This is a genomic window from Ectothiorhodospira shaposhnikovii (assembly GCF_022227765.1).
Taxonomy (GTDB): Bacteria; Pseudomonadota; Gammaproteobacteria; order Ectothiorhodospirales; family Ectothiorhodospiraceae; genus Ectothiorhodospira.
This window is the reverse complement of the sequence record NZ_JAJMLZ010000006.1, coordinates 263,487-278,590: the sequence shown is the minus strand read 5'-3', so window position 1 is coordinate 278,590 and position 15,104 is coordinate 263,487. Positions and strand designations below refer to the sequence as shown.

The following is a 15,104-nucleotide window of genomic DNA, read 5'->3' as shown; positions in this document are numbered from 1 at the left end:
CCTCTCAATCTTGCCAACCGCGTTTCGGTTCAGACCGTCTCGCCGTTGGAGAGCGCGCATTATAGGCCCCTCAATTTTCCCGTCAACTCCCTTTTTGAAACTTTTTTGAAATTTCTTCAAAAAAAACATCTTTTCAAGCACTTAAAAAAACAACCCGACAGCACGCACGCCCGGACACTCCCTTCCCCACTCTCTCCAACCCCTCTCCCGCAAGGGGAGAGGAGCTTATTGCCCCACCCGGACGAGGTCAGCGCAATGACACCCGTGCAAAACGTCGCTTGCCCACTTGGTAGACCGCCTCACTGCCGGCCTGCACCTGAATGCCGGCATCGTCCACACGCTCACCGTCGATCCGTACCGCCCCCTGGCGGATCATGCGCATCGCCTCGGAGGTGCTGGACACCAAACCCGCTTCCTTGAGCAGGTTCGCCAACGGCAAGGCGCCCTCCGGTGCAGACACCGTGACGGTCTCGATGTCGTCGGGCATCGCGCCCTTCTGGAACCGCTCGATGAAAGCCTGTTTTGCCCGGGCCGCGGACGCGGCATCATGGAACCGGCCCACCAGTTCCTCGCCCAGCAGGAACTTGATATCGCGGGGATTGGCGCCCTCGGCCACCGCGCGGCGGAAACCTTCGATCTCCGCCATCGGCCGGAAGGACAGCAGCTCGAAGTACCGCCACATGAGTTCGTCGGACACGGACATGATCTTGCCGAACATCTCCTCGGGCGCCTCGGTGATCCCAATGTAGTTACCCAGAGACTTGGACATCTTCTGCACGCCATCCAGCCCTTCCAGAATGGGCATGGTCAGCACCACCTGCGGCGACTGGCCATACTGCTTCTGTAATTCTCGCCCCATGAGAAGATTGAACTTCTGATCGGTCCCGCCCAGTTCCACGTCGGACTGCAACTGCACCGAGTCATAGCCCTGGATCAGCGGGTAGAGGAATTCATGAATGGCAATGGGCTGACCCGCGGTGTAGCGTTTGTGGAAATCATCCCGTTCCAGCATTCGCGCCACGGTGTGACGAGCCGCCAGCTGGATCATGTCGGCAGCACTGAGCTTACCCATCCAGGCGGAATTGAACGTGACCCGAGTCCGCTCCGGGTCCAGGATCTTGAAGATCTGCTCCTGATAGGTGCGGGCATTCTCGGCCACCTGCTCCGGAGTCAGCGGAGGACGGGTGCTGTTCTTGCCGCTGGGGTCACCAATCATGCCGGTGAAGTCACCGATCAGAAAGATGGCCTCATGCCCCAGGTCCTGGAACTGACGCAGCTTGTTGAGCAGCACCGTATGTCCCAGGTGCAGATCGGGTGCCGTGGGATCAAAACCGGCCTTGATCTTCAGGGGGCGCCCGGCCTTGAGCTTCTCCCGCAACTCCTCTTCCAGCAGGAGTTCATGACAGCCACGACGAATGCGCTCGATCTGATCTGAAACTTCGGTCATTTCCTTTCTCTGTGGATACGTGTATCAGGACGTTGATTTGACATCGGGATGGAGGGCGATGATAACCAAAGAAACGATCCGACACACGGCCCCGCCCTCTGAATCTGGAAGAGAACCTGCATGACCGAACGCTATATCGGACTGATCTCGGGCACCAGCATGGATGCCGTGGATGCCGCCCTGGTGGAATTCAACGCCGACGGACCGCAATGCCTGATGGCCATCGCGCACCCATTTCCCGAGTCATTGCGACAGGACTTGAGGACACTGGCGGCGCCGGACTGGCGCGGCAATCTGGATGATTTCGGACGCCTGGACGCCCTGACCGGCGATCTGATGGCCGACGCCGCCCTGTCCCTGCTGGCGCGGGCACAGGTACCCGCCAGCACCATCACGGCCATCGGCAGCCACGGACAGACGGTACGGCATCGACCGGACGCGCATCCGCCCTTCACTCTGCAGATCGGCAGTCCGGCCCGGATCGCCCAGGCCACCGGTCTGACCGTGGTGGCGGATTTTCGTACCGCCGACGTGGCCGTCGGCGGCCAGGGCGCACCGCTGGTACCGGCCTTTCATCGGGCCGTGCTGCAACATCCGAGGGAGGATCGCGTGGTACTCAATCTGGGCGGGATCGCCAACATCACCCACCTGCCGACCTCGGCCCAGGCCCCGGTACTCGGCTTTGATACCGGGCCGGCCAACACCTTGATGGATCACTGGATCCGTCACCATCGACAGGCGCGGCACGATGAAAACGGTGATTGGGCCATGACCGGACAGGTGTCGGAAGCCTTGCTGGCACGCTGGATGGCGGACCCCTACCTGGATCTGGCACCGCCCAAGAGCACGGGAACGGAATACTTCAGCCCGACCTGGCTCCAGGCCCACCTGGCGACCTGCCCGGGGGTGTCGGCAGCAGATGTTCAGCGTAGCCTGCTGGAATTCACGGCCACGAGCATTGCCCGGGCCATCCAGTCCCACGCCTCCAACGCCGCGAGGGTGATCGTCTGCGGCGGCGGTGTGCACAATGGAGCCCTGATGGCGCGTCTACGGGCACACTTGGCACCCTGCATCGTGGAATCCTCCAGCCGCCACGGGCTGGATCCGGATTGGGTGGAGGCCATGGCCTTTGCCTGGCTGGCCAGGGAACGCATGCAAGGCAGAACGGGAAACCTGCCCGCGGTGACCGGGGCATCCAGGGCCGTGATGCTGGGGGGGATTCATGCCCCGTGACGGGGCATGGCTCGCCGGGGCGTCAGGTCTCCCGGACCGGCGCCGTCATCGGTTCCGCGGCCATCGACCGCGCCTGGGCCGAGGAGGCCTCGGCATCCCAGTCCCGAGCCAGCCCGCGAGCCGTCTCGATCTGTTCCGGCGTCATGTCGGCGGCGTATTGCCCGAGGTTCTCCTCCGCCTGTGCATATCCCTGAAAGGCAGCCAGCTGCGTCCACATGTAGGCCTGAACCAGATCCCGGGGAACACCACGGCCATTGGCATACAACACCCCCAGGTCGGACTGGGCCGCGGGATTTTCCAGATCCGCCGCCATCCGATACCAATGGGCGGCTCGCGCTTCGTCCGCATCCGTACCGATACCGTGCAGGTACAGATAGGCCAGATTGCACTGGGCACGGGTGCTGCCCTGCTCCGCTGCCTGCCGGTACCAGCGTAGGGCCTGGACCTCATCCTTGTCCACGCCCCGCCCCTGGACGTACATCAGCGCCAGGTTGGTCTGGGCATTGAGGTCCCCGTTCTCGGCCGCCATCCGGTACCAGCGGACCGCCTCGGCATCATCCTGCCGGACGCCCTGACCTCTGGCATACATGTAACCGACATTGAAACGGCCGGTGTCATGACCCAACTGGGCCATCATGCGATACCAGCCGAAACGGACCAGGGCGAGCAACCGGGGGAGATTCATGCCGACACTCCCGTCAGACGGAGAATGAAGACCCGCAACCACAGGTGGTGGTGGCATTGGGGTTGCGAATCACGAACTGAGCCCCTTCCAGGCTCTCCGTGTAGTCGATCTCGGCCCCCATCAGGTACTGGAAACTCATGGGATCGATGAGCAGGGTCACCCCTGCCTTCTCTACGGTGGTATCCCCTTCATTGACTTCCTCATCGAAGGTGAAACCGTACTGGAACCCGGAGCAGCCACCGCCGCTGACGAAGACGCGCAGCTTGAGCTCGGGATTGTTTTCCTCGTCGATCAGGGCCTTCACCTTGGCCGCCGCGGAATCGGTGAACACCAGCGGGCTGGGCATGGCATCGGTACTGGTTTCGGTTGCGCTCATCTTCTGTGCTTCTCCGTGGTCGCTGTCTTGGGCCCGGGGTGGGCGATCCCGCTACGCTATCATTGGCTTACGGAAACGGTCAAGAATCCTTGGTTACCGCGTCCGGCATGGCGGGCGCGGCTTCAGTCGCCCCCGCAGGCTTCTTGCCGACCTCGCGACGGGCATTCTCCGCCGGGACATCCAGATGCTCAAGCCGCATGGGCTCGTCGGACTGCCTGACCAGACTGCCGTTGACCTCGGCTCCGGCGGCCATTTCCATCATGGTGTAGTGCAGATTGCCGCGAATGCGCGCGTGGGGCGCCAGTTCCACATGCACGAATGCATGCACATCGCCTTCCACGGACCCATTGATGATCACCCGGGGAACCCTGACATCCCCTTCCACCAGGGCGCCTTGGTTGAGGATCAGAACGGACTCCTGAGACGCATCATCGGCCAGCAGATTGCCGCGCACCGTGCCCTCCAGGTGCAGACCGCCGGAAAATTTCACGTCACCGGTAATGACCGTGTTTCGACCCACGATGGTATCCACTCGGGCGGGCTTGATTTTCTTGCGACGGGACCACATCAGGGGTTGCCTCCACTGAGATTGAAAAGGGATTGCCACGGCAGGGACTGTTCCGCGACACGCAGCCCGCTCCCGGCAGGCTCGGCCTCGATCATCAGACGTTCCGGCAGCAGCTGTTCGGGCAACACCAGACGCCCTTCGAGCACCTGAAAATAGCGGAACGAAAAGCCCCTGCCCCGAGCCTGATCCGGGCAGATGGTTGCGTGGTCGTAACGCACCCGTTCACCGCCATCACGCCCCTCCAGCCCCAGTCGCAAGGTCCCCTCCACCACCTGACTGCCCTGCACCTGGGTCAGCACCACCTGGTAGAAATAATGCCCGGGATTGTCCGGGTCCGGTTCCAGCCTGACCCGCTGGATGTGAAGCCCGCGCTCCAGGTCTTCCGGCGAGATGATGTTACGGAAGAAATCCAGTTCCTCCGTCAGGTGGTAGATGCGTTGCTCCATGTCGTGAATCGACTCACGGACCCGCGCCGACGCCTCACGTTCGATCATCAGGTCCCGTTCCAGCACCGCATGGCGTTGCCTGAGCTGACGGTGGGCCACTTCAAGATCCTTGTATCGGGGCCGCAGTTCCGCGATCTGCAGATCCGAATCCTGCCCGTACAGCAGACCGCGCTCATAACCCAGCTGATAGACCTGCCATCCGGCAATCAGCAGAATCCCCGCCACCAATACGGCGGACAACCACACCCACCAGGGGCGAGAGCGTCCGCCATGGTAGTACCCGCCAGGGACCCGTCGCCTGACCATGATGTCAGGGCAGCACGGCGATGGATTCCAGCCCAAGTGTCTCCGGCAGTCCGAACATGAGATTCATGTTCTGCACCGCCTGACCGGAGGCCCCCTTGACCAGATTGTCGATGGCGGAAAGCACCACCACCGTATCCCCACCACCGGGTCGATGCACCGCCAGGCGGCACAGATTGGTACCGCGGACGCTGCGGGTTTCCGGATGGCCGCCCGCGGGCAGCACGTCCACAAAGGGTTCCCCGGCATAGCGCGCTTCGTAAAGCGCCTGCAGATCCGTATCGGCGTGGGTCAGCGTGGCGTAGAGACTGGCCAGAATGCCGCGGATCATGGGCACCAGATGAGGCACGAAGGTCAAACCCGGCGATTGTCCGGCAACCGCGGACAGGGTCTGCAGGATCTCCGGCAGATGCCGGTGCCCCGGCACCGCATAGGCCTTGAAGTTTTCGGAAGCCTCGCACAGCAGCGATCCCACCTGGGCCTTGCGCCCGGCGCCGCTGACACCGGACTTGGCGTCGGCCACCAGGCGGGCAGGATCCACCACGCCCTGCTCCAGCAAGGGCAGGAACCCGAGGGTGACGGCGGTAGGGTAGCAGCCGGGTACGGCAATCAGGCGGGCCTGCGTAATCCGGGCGCGGTGGATCTCCGGCAACCCGTAGACCGCCTCGTCCAGCAGTTCGGGGGCGCCATGGGGCTGGCCGTACCACCGGCTCCACAGGTGCGGATCCTTAATGCGGAAATCGGCGGACAGATCGATGACCCGGGTACCTCGCGCCAGCAGGTCACCGGCCATGGCGTGCGCCACTCCATGGGGCGTGGCAAAGAAGACCACGTCACAGTCACCCAGGGCGTCAGCATCAGGTGCCTGAAACACCAGCGCCCCCTGTCCGCGCAAGTTCGGAAACAGGGATTCCAGCGGCTCACCGGCATTGCCCCGCGAAGTGATCACCGCCGGCTCCACCCGCGGGTGGGCCAGCAACAGCCGCAACAGTTCAACCCCCGTATACCCGGTGGCCCCGACAATGCCTGCCCTTATCACCCATTCATCTCCGGTCAGCTGTGAAACGTTCTACCCGGGGCATGATACCCCTGCCCAAGGGACCCATCATACATGCCCATGACCACCGGTTTAAGATCGAACATGGCCGTGTAAGATACAGCCCTGCCCTTTGCAACACGGAAACGGCCGATGATGAAGATGAAAACGAGAGATCTGCTGGTAGGCGCCTTTTTGGTGGTGCTGGTCGGAGGGTTGCTGGCCCTGTGGCTGGCACCGGAAGGCCTGCGTCCCATGCCCAGAGTGGTGGTGCCGACCCTGGATCAATCCCAGGTGGACTTGGCCTCGCTGGAAGGCAGGCCGGTACTGATCACGTTCTGGGCCACCACCTGCATCAGCTGCGTGCAGGAAATCCCTCACCTGCGGGAACTCCATGACCGTTACCATGAGCGGGGCCTGAAGGTGATCGGCGTGGCCATGGCCTACGACCCGCCGGAACAGGTGGCGGAGATGGCCCGAAGACGGGACATCAACTACACCGTGGGACTGGACGCCACCGGCGAGGTGGCCACGGCCTTCGGCGACGTGCGCCTGACCCCCACCTCATTCCTGATCGCACCCAACGGGCGCATCGTCTACCAGAAGGTGGGGGAGATGGACTGGCAACAAGTGGAACGCCATCTCTCCCGGTGGCTGTAGGCGCCACCGGCGACGGAGGCCAACGGTCAGGTCTTGCCGGCCCGCACCAGCCCTCCAAGCCCGGCCTGCACCAGGGCGTTGTTGAGCAGCGCCCGGATCGCCGCCGGCTCTTCCATGGTCATGCACTGATTGAGCAGCTCCCGGGCCCGCTCCCGGGAAAAGCTCCGGATCACCCACTTCACCCGTGACAGGGAGGCCACGTTCACACTGAGTGCATCGATCTCCATCCCCAGCAGCAGGATCACCGAGGCAGGATCGGCGGCCATCTCGCCGCAGACACTGATGGGCTTGCCGGCCTGATGGGCGCCACGGGCCGCATGAACCAGGGCATGCAGCACCGCCGGGTGCAGGGCATTGTAAAGATCCGCCACCCTGGCATTGTTGCGATCCACCGCCAGCAGGTACTGCACCAGATCGTTTGTTCCCACGGACAGAAAATCCACCCGGCGCGCCAAGGCTTCCGCCAGATAGACCGCGGAAGGCACCTCGACCATCACGCCCACCCGGGGCACGGGAATCACATAATGCTCATCCAGTAGCTCATCCCGGGCCCGCTGCAGCAGCTGCAGGGCACCTTTGAGTTCTCCCAGGGAACTGATCATGGGAAACAGGATGTGGAGATTGCTCAGCCCCTGGCTGGCGCGCAGCATGGCGCGCAACTGGGTCAGGAAGATCTCCGGGTGATCCAGGGTGATGCGGATGCCCCGCCAACCCAGAAAGGGGTTGTCTTCCTCCACCGGGAAATACGGCAAGGCCTTGTCACCGCCCACATCCAGGGTCCGCAGCGTCACTGGCCGGGGATTGAAGGACATGAGGGCCTCTCGATAGATCTCCGACTGTTCCTCCTCTCCGGGAAAGCGGTCCCGGATCATGAAGGGGACTTCGGTTCGGTAGAGACCGATGCCGTCGGCGCCGGACTGGATGGAGGGGGCAATATCCGCCAGCAGGCCACTGTTGGCATACACCGGCACCTCGCAACCATCCTGAGTGATCGCCGGCTCCTGGGCCAGGGCCCGCAGGCCTTCCGCCAGCTCCTGCTCCTCTTCCTGCAGATGCTTGAACTGCTCCAGCAACTCCGGACTGGGCTGAATGTAGAGACTGCCCCGGTAACCGTCCACCACGATCTCGCGGCCTTCCAGCCGCCCCACCGGCAGGTCGGAGACCCCCATCACCGCCGGAATGCCCATGGCCCGGGCCAGGATGGCCACATGGGATGAGCCGGTGCCCTTGGATGACACCACCCCGGCCAGACGATCCGTCGGCACCTCGGCCAACTGGGTGGCGGTGACGTCCTCTCCCAGCAGGATGGTGCGCTCGGGAAAATCCTCCGGGCCGCGCACATGGGACTGCAGGCGCATGAGAATGCGACGGGCGATGTCCCTGACATCGGTAGCCCGCTCGCTCAGATAGGGGTCATCCATCTCCTCGAAGGCCCGGGTGCTTTCCCGCACGGTATCCCTCAGGGCCGAGGGCGCCCAGCTGCCGGCCCGGATGCGATCCACCGTGCCGTTCACCAGGCTGTCGCTGCCCAGCATCATGACGTAGGCATCGAACAGCAGCAGTTCTTCCGTCGGCAAAACATCCTGCATCCGCTGCTTGATCTCATTGAGTTCATCCTGAACCGCCCGCACCGCCTCGCGAAAAACCTGCTCCTCCTCCTGAACATTCTCCGCATCCCGATCGGGCACGGAATCCAGGTCGGCCAGGGCATAGGCCACCACACCCTGGCCCACGGCCACCCCGGAGGCCCCGGGAATACCGGTGATCTGCAGGTTTTCCTGAGGCGGGCGTTCCCGTCGACGGCCCACCTCGCCGATGAGTTCCGCGTGGCTGATGGCCCCGGCCAGCTGCGCCGCCAGGGTGATGAGAAAGGCCACATGCTCGTCATCAAAACGCCGACGCTCCCGCTGCTGCACCACCAGCACCCCCAGCATGCGTCGGTTATGCACGATGGGTACGCCCAGAAAGGCGTGATAACGTTCCTCACCGGTCTCGGGAAAATATTTGAAACGCGGGTGATCGGGGGCGTTTTCCAGATTGACCGGCTCCGCCCGTTCCGCCACCAGGCCCACCAGCCCCTCGCCGGCGGACATTTCCACATGACCGACGGAATCGGGATTGAGGCCTTCGGAAGCCATCAGCAACAGCCGTTGGCCGCCGGGCTCGCTCAGATAGACGGAGCAGACATCGATATCCAGCTCCTGCTTGACGCGCCGAACGATGATGCCCAGGGCCGATGTCAGGTTATCGGCGGCGCTTACCTCCAGAACGATGCGTCTGAGAACATGGAGCATGGGTAAAGGGTGCCGGGACAAGGGGGCCGCCGCCGCGGCCCAGGGTGGCTCAGAGCCGGCGGGGGCGGTAGCGCCGCTCGGCAGGACAGGAGGGCACGTCCTCCTGAAACAGTAACGGTGCCAGCTCCCGCAGGGCCTGGCGATAGACATGGCGCTTGAAGAACACCACCTCGCGCATGGGATGCCAGTAATCCACCCAGCGCCAGGCATCGAACTCGGGATGGGGCGCGGCATCCAGCCGAACGCGGCCGTCGTCCCCCACCAGCCGCACCAGGAACCAGACCTGTTTCTGGCCGATGCACACCGGCCCCGACCGGCGCCGGATCAGGTGCTTGGGTAGGCGGTAGCGCAACCAGTCCCGGGTGCTGCCGATGACTTCCACATCGACGGGCTCAAGGCCGGTTTCCTCCGCCAGTTCACGGTACATGGCCTCCGTTGGCGTCTCATCCCGACGAATCCCCCCCTGGGGAAATTGCCAGGCCTGCTGCCCGATGCGCTTGGCCCAGAACAGGCGGCGATCCCGATTGCACAGGATGATACCGACGTTGGGCCTATAGCCATCACAATCAATCACTTAAGGAGGTCACTTGGAAGCTGGTCTGTGAATTGCATTTTTTCACAAGCGAAGCCGATCGGCAAATGCTCCAGGGCAAGCTTCGGCACGATGGCCTTGCCCGTGCCGGGCTGATGTAGAATGCAGGATTCAGATCAAGATGACGATGATGAGGAGACACGCGGTGAGCCTTGCCCTGTTCGACCTGGACAACACCCTCCTGGCGGGAGACAGCGATTACGAGTGGGGGCGTTTCCTCGTGGATCGAGGCGTCGTGGACGCCGATGCCTACAAGGCCCGCAACCTGGAGTTCTTCGAGGCCTACAAGGCCGGCACCCTGGACATCCTGGAATTCTGCCGTTTTTCCTTCTCGCCGCTGGCGGCCAATACCCTGGAAGATCTGCTGGCCTGGCGCGAGGAGTTCATGGAAACCCGCATCCGCGATCTGATCGCGCCCCGTGCCCGGGAGATCCTGGACCGCCACCGGGAAGCCGGTGACACCCTGCTGATCATCACCGCCACCAACCGTTTCGTCACCCAGCCCATTGCCGAAGCCCTGGAGGTGGACCATCTGCTGGCCACGGAACCGGAATTCCGCGACGGCGCCTATACCGGGGAACTGGAAGGGATACCCTGCTTCCAGGGCGGCAAGGTGAAGCGCCTGGAGCAGTGGCTGGCACGGCAACCGGCGCTGGATCTGGAGGGGAGCTGGTTCTACAGCGACTCCCACAATGACCTGCCGCTGCTGGAGCGGGTGGACAATCCGGTGGTGGTGGACGGTGACGATAAGCTCACCGCCACCGCCAGGGAACGGGGCTGGCAGCAGATTTCCCTGCGGTGAGGCCCTGATGACGGCCCTGGACCGGCCATTCCCGCGAAAGCGGGAATCCAATCACGAAATCAAAACCCTGGGCTCCCGCTTTCGCGGGAGTGACGACAGCCCCAGTTCGTGACGACAGCCCCAGCCCGTGACGACGGCTCCAATAGCGACGGCAGCGCCGGCCTGACAGCGGCCGACCCGCGGTCCGGACTCCCGCTTCAGCCCGCCATCTCCTCGAAATCCGACTTGTCCGCCCCGCATTCGGGACACACCCAGTCTTCGGGGACTTCCTCCCAGGGGGTCCCCGGCGCAATACCGTCATCCGGCAGCCCCTTGGCCTCGTCATAGACAAATCCGCAAATCACGCATTGATAAGTCTTCACGGCAAACCGACCTCCGCTGGTGTGATATCCCGGGCATGGCCCGGGCGAGTGATACACTCTGATGGATTACCCACTGGGAGCTTACCATGACCACCACTCCATCGGTTCCCGTCGTCATGACCCTGGCAGGGCACGACCCCACCGGGGGCGCCGGCATCCAGGCCGACATCGAATCCATCCTGAGCATGGGTTGCCATCCCGTGTCCGTGATCACCACGATCACGGTGCAGGACACCTCCGACGTCATCGGCATCGCGCCCCTGGATGCGGAACTCATTGTCCAGCAGGCGCGGGCCGTGTTGGAAGACATGCCCGTGGCCGCGGTCAAGATCGGCATGATCGGCTCCGTCGAGGGCGTACAGGCCATCCATACCCTGCTCACCGACTACCCGGACCTGCCGGTGGTACTGGACCCGGTGCTGGCCTCGGGTGCCGGCACCGCCCTGGCCACGGAGGAGATGGTGGACGCCATCAACAGCCTGCTGCTGCCCTTCACCACCCTGCTCACCCCCAACAGCCCGGAGGCCCGGGTACTGGCCCAAGGTTGCGATACCCTGGACGCCTGCGCCATGTTCCTGCTGGAACAGGGCTGCGAATATGTCCTCATCACCGGCACCCACGAAAACACCGCGCGGGTGCAGAACGTGCTCTACGGCAACCATCGCCGTCTGGAAGCCTACCCGGTGGACCGCCTGCCCGGTGAGTATCACGGTTCCGGCTGCACCCTCTCGGCGGCGATCGCCGCCCTGCTCGCCCAGGGCATCGAACCGGCTTCCGCCGTCCACGAGGCCCTCACCTATACCTGGCACAGCCTGGACCGGGCCCACCGGCTGGGCATGGGCCAGCTCATTCCCAATCGCCTGTTCTGGGCCGGCGATGAATCCGAGGACGAAGATCCAGCCGATGACGACACCGCTCACTTCTAGGCATGCCCGGCTGCACGGGCTCTATGTGATCACCCCCCAGGATGCCGGCGACACCCTGCTTGAACAGGCCGCGGCGGCGCTGACCGGCGGCGCCCGCATCCTCCAGTACCGGGACAAGAGCCGGGACCATGACCGACGCCTGGCTGAATCCCGAGCACTGTGCCGGCTGTGCCGGCACCATCAGGCCCTGTTCATCGTCAACGACGATGTGGCGCTGGCGGCCCGAGTGGAGGCGGATGGCGTTCATATCGGCAGCGATGACGGTGACATTGCCACGGCCCGGGCACTGATCGGCCCCGAACGGATCATCGGCGTCTCCTGTTATAACCGCCTGGAACTGGCCCGCCGGGCCGAAGCGGCGGGAGCGGACTACGTGGCCTTCGGCGCCCTGTTCCCCTCCGGCACCAAACCCGCCGCCGTCCATGCCCCCTTGAGCCTGATCCGTGAAGCCCGCCAATCGCTCGCCGTCCCCATCACCGCCATCGGCGGCATCACCCAGGACAATGCCGACAGGGTGATCCAGGCCGGCGCCCACATGCTGGCGGTGATACAGGGCGTGTTCTCCGCTCCCGACATCCGTGCCGCCGCCGCCGACCTGAGCGCCCGTTTTTGACCCACGCAAGGTTTGCAGCGCTTTGATTTTCCAAGGCGGGCGGTATCGAGTATCTTGTAGGGCTTTATTTGCGACAGCCCCCATTCACCAGCCAACACAGCGAAAGATCACACCCCATGACAAAATCCCATGATCTCTTCCAGGCAGCCCAGAAGCACATCCCCGGTGGCGTGAACTCTCCGGTCCGCGCCTTCAAGGGCGTGGGCGGCGACCCGATCTTCATCGAACGCGCCCAGGGCGCCTACATGTACGACGCGGACGGCAAGCGCTACATCGACTACGTGGGCTCCTGGGGGCCGATGATCGCCGGTCACGCCCACCCGGAGGTGATTGCCGCCGTGCGCGAGGCCGCCCTCAACGGCCTGTCTTTCGGCGCCCCCACCGAGCTGGAAATCCAGCTGGCCGATCGGGTCTGCGAACTGGTGCCCTCCATGGAAATGGTGCGCATGACCAGCTCCGGCACCGAGGCCACCATGAGCGCCATCCGCCTGGCCCGCGGCTTCACCGGCCGCGACAAGATCCTCAAGTTTGAAGGCTGCTATCACGGCCATGGCGATTCCCTGCTGGTGAAGGCCGGCTCCGGCGCCCTCACCCTGGGCGAGCCCAACTCCCCCGGTGTTCCCGTCTCCCTGGCGGAGCACACCCTCACCGTCAGCTACAACGATCTGGAACAGGTCAAGGACGTGTTCTCTCAGGTGGGCAACGAGATCGCCTGTATCATCGTCGAGCCCGTGGCCGGCAACATGAACTGCGTGCCCCCGGCCCCCGGCTTCCTGGAAGGCCTGCGCAGTGTCTGCGACGAATACGGCGCCCTGCTGATCTTCGACGAGGTGATGACCGGCTTCCGCGTCGCCCTGGGCTGCGCCCAGGCCTATTACGGCATCAAGCCCGACCTCACCACCCTGGGCAAGGTCATCGGTGGCGGCATGCCGGTGGGTGCCTTCGGCGGCCGCCGTCAGGTGATGGAATTCCTCTCCCCGCTGGGCCCGGTCTATCAGGCAGGCACCCTGTCCGGCAACCCCATCGCCATGACCGCGGGCCTGAAAACCCTGGAAATTCTCTCCGCTCCGGGCTTCCATGAAGACCTGACCGCCAAGACCGAAACCCTGGTCTCCGGCATCCTGGGCGAAGCGAAGAAGGCCGGCATTCCCATGGCCGCCAACCAGGTGGGCGGCATGTTCGGTCTGTTCTTCACCGACCAGCCGGCAGTGACCAACTTCCACCAGGTCGGTCAGTGCGACGTGGCCCGGTTCGGCAAGTTCTTCCATCTGATGCTGGATCGCGGCGTCTACCTGGCACCCTCCGCCTTCGAAGCCGGATTCCTGTCCAGCAGCCACAGCGCGCAGGATCTGGAGGCCACCATCAAGGCCGCCGCCGACGCCTTCAAGGCCCTGGCCTGATCCGAAGAAACCCGGCCCCACACGGACTGGCAGCGGCTTGAAGGCCCCATGCCGTCCCCATGGCACCGGATCTGAACGGGCCGCCCAACGGGCGGCCCTTTTTGTTGACCACATCACCAAGGGAGAGCCTGCCCCATGGGAGAGATCGCCACCTATCTGGCGCTGGGGGCCTTTACCGGGGTCATTGCCGGCCTGCTGGGCGTGGGCGGGGGCCTGATCATCGTTCCGGTCCTGGTCTGGCTGTTCACCCGCCAGCAGATGGATCCCGGCGTGATCACCCACCTGGCCATCGGCACGTCCCTGGCCACCATCATTCCCACCGCAATCGCCTCGACCCGCGCCCATCACCGTCATGGGGCCGTGCGCTGGGACGTGCTCAGGCGACTGATACCGGGCATCATCCTGGGGGCGCTGGCAGGCGCTACCCTGGCCGAGTTCATGAGCGCGATGCTGTTGCGCCGGGTCTTCGGCGTATTCGAGATCCTGGTGGCCCTGTATCTGTTGTTGAACCTGCCGCCCAAGGTGGGTCGACCCTTGCCGGGCACGGCGGTGCTGAGCACCGGCGGCGGGTTGATCGGTGGGGTTTCGGCCCTGCTGGGCATCGGCGGCGGCACCCTGACGGTGCCGTTCCTGGTGTGGTTCAACGTCCATCTGCGCCAGGCCATTGCCACGGCGGCGGCGGCGGGTCTGCCCATTGCCCTGGCGGGCACGGCGGGTTTCATCATTCACGGCTGGGGCAACCCGGCCCTGCCGGATGTCAGTAGCGGCTACGTGTACTGGCCGGCCTTTGCAGGCATTGCCCTGGCCAGCTATTTCACCGCCCGCTGGGGGGCATGGCTGACCCATCGTCTGCCGGTGACGCTGGTGCGGCGTTTCTTTGCGGTGCTGCTGATACTGCTGGGTCTGCGCATGCTGCTGGGCTGAACCGGCCTGCCGGCGAAAACAATCTGCCGGAAGGACTACGCCTTGCCTGTACGGGACTGGGCTTCCACCTGGCTGCGGACCTCATTCATATCCAGCTCCGCCACCTTGCCCAGCACCTCATCCAGCTGGGAGGCCGTCAGCATGCCCGGCTGGGCAAACACGATGATCTGCTCGCGGAAGATCATCAGTGTCGGGATGGACCGGATCTGGAACATGGCCGCCAGCTGCTGCTCCTGCTCGGTGTTGATCTTGCCGAACGCCACCCCGTCGTGACGCTCCGAAGCCGCCTCGAAGATGGGGGCAAAGGCCCGGCAGGGACCACACCAGGGGGCCCAGAAATCCAGGATCAGGGTGTCATTGTTCTGTATCGCGGCATCCAGGTTGTCCTGGGTGATTTCGATCACGGCCATGGCCGCTCCTTTGGTCTTCAGGGTGTG

At 64.1% G+C, this 15,104-nt stretch carries 17 protein-coding genes; 7 read left to right on the top strand and 10 right to left on the bottom strand.

Annotated features, from left to right (window positions below; all coding sequences use genetic code 11):
* Window positions 1-247: 247 nt before the first annotated feature.
* Window positions 248-1,447, bottom strand: coding sequence for a tyrosine--tRNA ligase (tyrS, locus tag LQD11_RS10410; protein ID WP_238617475.1), 1,200 nt, complete (start codon window positions 1,445-1,447; stop codon window positions 248-250).
* 120 nt (window positions 1,448-1,567) lie between these two features.
* On the opposite strand from tyrS, the gene LQD11_RS10405 reads away from it, so the two are divergent.
* A complete protein-coding gene (locus LQD11_RS10405) occupies window positions 1,568-2,680 on the top strand; it encodes an anhydro-N-acetylmuramic acid kinase (protein ID WP_238617474.1) in 1,113 nt (370 codons plus the stop codon).
* Window positions 2,681-2,702: 22 nt separating this feature from the next.
* Here the strand turns inward: LQD11_RS10405 and LQD11_RS10400 are convergent, their stop codons facing one another.
* The 5 genes from LQD11_RS10400 to argC all read right to left on the bottom strand — a co-directional run bounded on the left by LQD11_RS10400 (window position 2,703) and on the right by argC (window position 6,097).
* Window positions 2,703-3,365 carry a tetratricopeptide repeat protein gene (locus LQD11_RS10400; protein WP_238617473.1) on the bottom strand — a complete coding sequence of 221 codons (663 nt, stop codon included), beginning with the start codon at window positions 3,363-3,365 and terminating at the stop codon, window positions 2,703-2,705.
* Window positions 3,366-3,378: 13 nt separating this feature from the next.
* On the bottom strand, window positions 3,379-3,741 hold the full coding sequence (erpA, locus tag LQD11_RS10395) for an iron-sulfur cluster insertion protein ErpA (protein WP_008931076.1): 363 nt from the start codon (window positions 3,739-3,741) through the stop codon (window positions 3,379-3,381).
* 79 nt (window positions 3,742-3,820) lie between these two features.
* Complete coding sequence (locus LQD11_RS10390) at window positions 3,821-4,309, bottom strand: bactofilin family protein (protein WP_238617472.1); 489 nt, start codon at window positions 4,307-4,309, stop codon at window positions 3,821-3,823.
* On the bottom strand, window positions 4,309-4,995 hold the full coding sequence (locus tag LQD11_RS10385) for a DUF6776 family protein (RefSeq protein ID WP_008931074.1): 687 nt from the start codon (window positions 4,993-4,995) through the stop codon (window positions 4,309-4,311). The genes LQD11_RS10390 and LQD11_RS10385 overlap by 1 nt, the downstream gene beginning before the upstream one ends.
* Before the next feature lie 70 nt (window positions 4,996-5,065).
* Window positions 5,066-6,097 carry an N-acetyl-gamma-glutamyl-phosphate reductase gene (argC, locus tag LQD11_RS10380; protein ID WP_238617471.1) on the bottom strand — a complete coding sequence of 344 codons (1,032 nt, stop codon included), beginning with the start codon at window positions 6,095-6,097 and terminating at the stop codon, window positions 5,066-5,068.
* Window positions 6,098-6,247: 150 nt separating this feature from the next.
* Here argC and LQD11_RS10375 point away from each other — a divergent pair, with 150 nt between their 5' ends.
* On the top strand, window positions 6,248-6,754 hold the full coding sequence (locus tag LQD11_RS10375; protein WP_008931072.1) for a peroxiredoxin family protein: 507 nt from the start codon (window positions 6,248-6,250) through the stop codon (window positions 6,752-6,754).
* A gap of 26 nt (window positions 6,755-6,780) precedes the next feature.
* Here LQD11_RS10375 and ptsP read toward each other — a convergent pair whose 3' ends face one another.
* Window positions 6,781-9,048, bottom strand: coding sequence for a phosphoenolpyruvate--protein phosphotransferase (ptsP, locus tag LQD11_RS10370; protein WP_238617470.1), 2,268 nt, complete (start codon window positions 9,046-9,048; stop codon window positions 6,781-6,783).
* A gap of 49 nt (window positions 9,049-9,097) precedes the next feature.
* Window positions 9,098-9,622, bottom strand: a complete 525-nt coding sequence (locus LQD11_RS10365; protein WP_008931070.1) for an RNA pyrophosphohydrolase — start codon at window positions 9,620-9,622, stop codon at window positions 9,098-9,100.
* 163 nt (window positions 9,623-9,785) lie between these two features.
* On the opposite strand from LQD11_RS10365, the gene LQD11_RS10360 reads away from it, so the two are divergent.
* A complete protein-coding gene (locus tag LQD11_RS10360) occupies window positions 9,786-10,442 on the top strand; it encodes a histidinol-phosphatase (RefSeq protein WP_238617469.1) in 657 nt (218 codons plus the stop codon).
* Window positions 10,443-10,639: 197 nt separating this feature from the next.
* Here LQD11_RS10360 and LQD11_RS10355 read toward each other — a convergent pair whose 3' ends face one another.
* The gene (locus LQD11_RS10355) at window positions 10,640-10,804 is read right to left on the bottom strand and encodes a rubredoxin (protein ID WP_238617468.1); all 165 of its coding nucleotides are present in this window, start codon (window positions 10,802-10,804) and stop codon (window positions 10,640-10,642) included.
* Between the two features lie 86 nt (window positions 10,805-10,890).
* Here LQD11_RS10355 and thiD point away from each other — a divergent pair, with 86 nt between their 5' ends.
* The 4 genes from thiD to LQD11_RS10335 all read left to right on the top strand — a co-directional run bounded on the left by thiD (window position 10,891) and on the right by LQD11_RS10335 (window position 14,667).
* Complete coding sequence (gene thiD, locus LQD11_RS10350) at window positions 10,891-11,730, top strand: bifunctional hydroxymethylpyrimidine kinase/phosphomethylpyrimidine kinase (RefSeq protein WP_238617467.1); 840 nt, start codon at window positions 10,891-10,893, stop codon at window positions 11,728-11,730.
* Entirely contained in the window at window positions 11,708-12,343 is a 636-nt protein-coding gene (gene thiE / locus LQD11_RS10345; protein WP_238617466.1) for a thiamine phosphate synthase, read from the top strand. Before thiD ends, thiE begins: the two co-directional genes overlap by 23 nt.
* Window positions 12,344-12,459: 116 nt before the next feature.
* Window positions 12,460-13,743: a glutamate-1-semialdehyde 2,1-aminomutase gene (hemL, locus tag LQD11_RS10340; RefSeq protein ID WP_008931065.1), complete on the top strand. Its 1,284-nt coding sequence runs from the start codon at window positions 12,460-12,462 to the stop codon at window positions 13,741-13,743.
* A 135-nt stretch (window positions 13,744-13,878) separates the two neighbouring features.
* On the top strand, window positions 13,879-14,667 hold the full coding sequence (locus LQD11_RS10335; protein WP_238617465.1) for a sulfite exporter TauE/SafE family protein: 789 nt from the start codon (window positions 13,879-13,881) through the stop codon (window positions 14,665-14,667).
* Between the two features lie 35 nt (window positions 14,668-14,702).
* Here the strand turns inward: LQD11_RS10335 and trxA are convergent, their stop codons facing one another.
* Window positions 14,703-15,077, bottom strand: coding sequence for a thioredoxin (gene trxA, locus LQD11_RS10330; protein WP_238617464.1), 375 nt, complete (start codon window positions 15,075-15,077; stop codon window positions 14,703-14,705).
* Window positions 15,078-15,104: the final 27 nt, after the last annotated feature.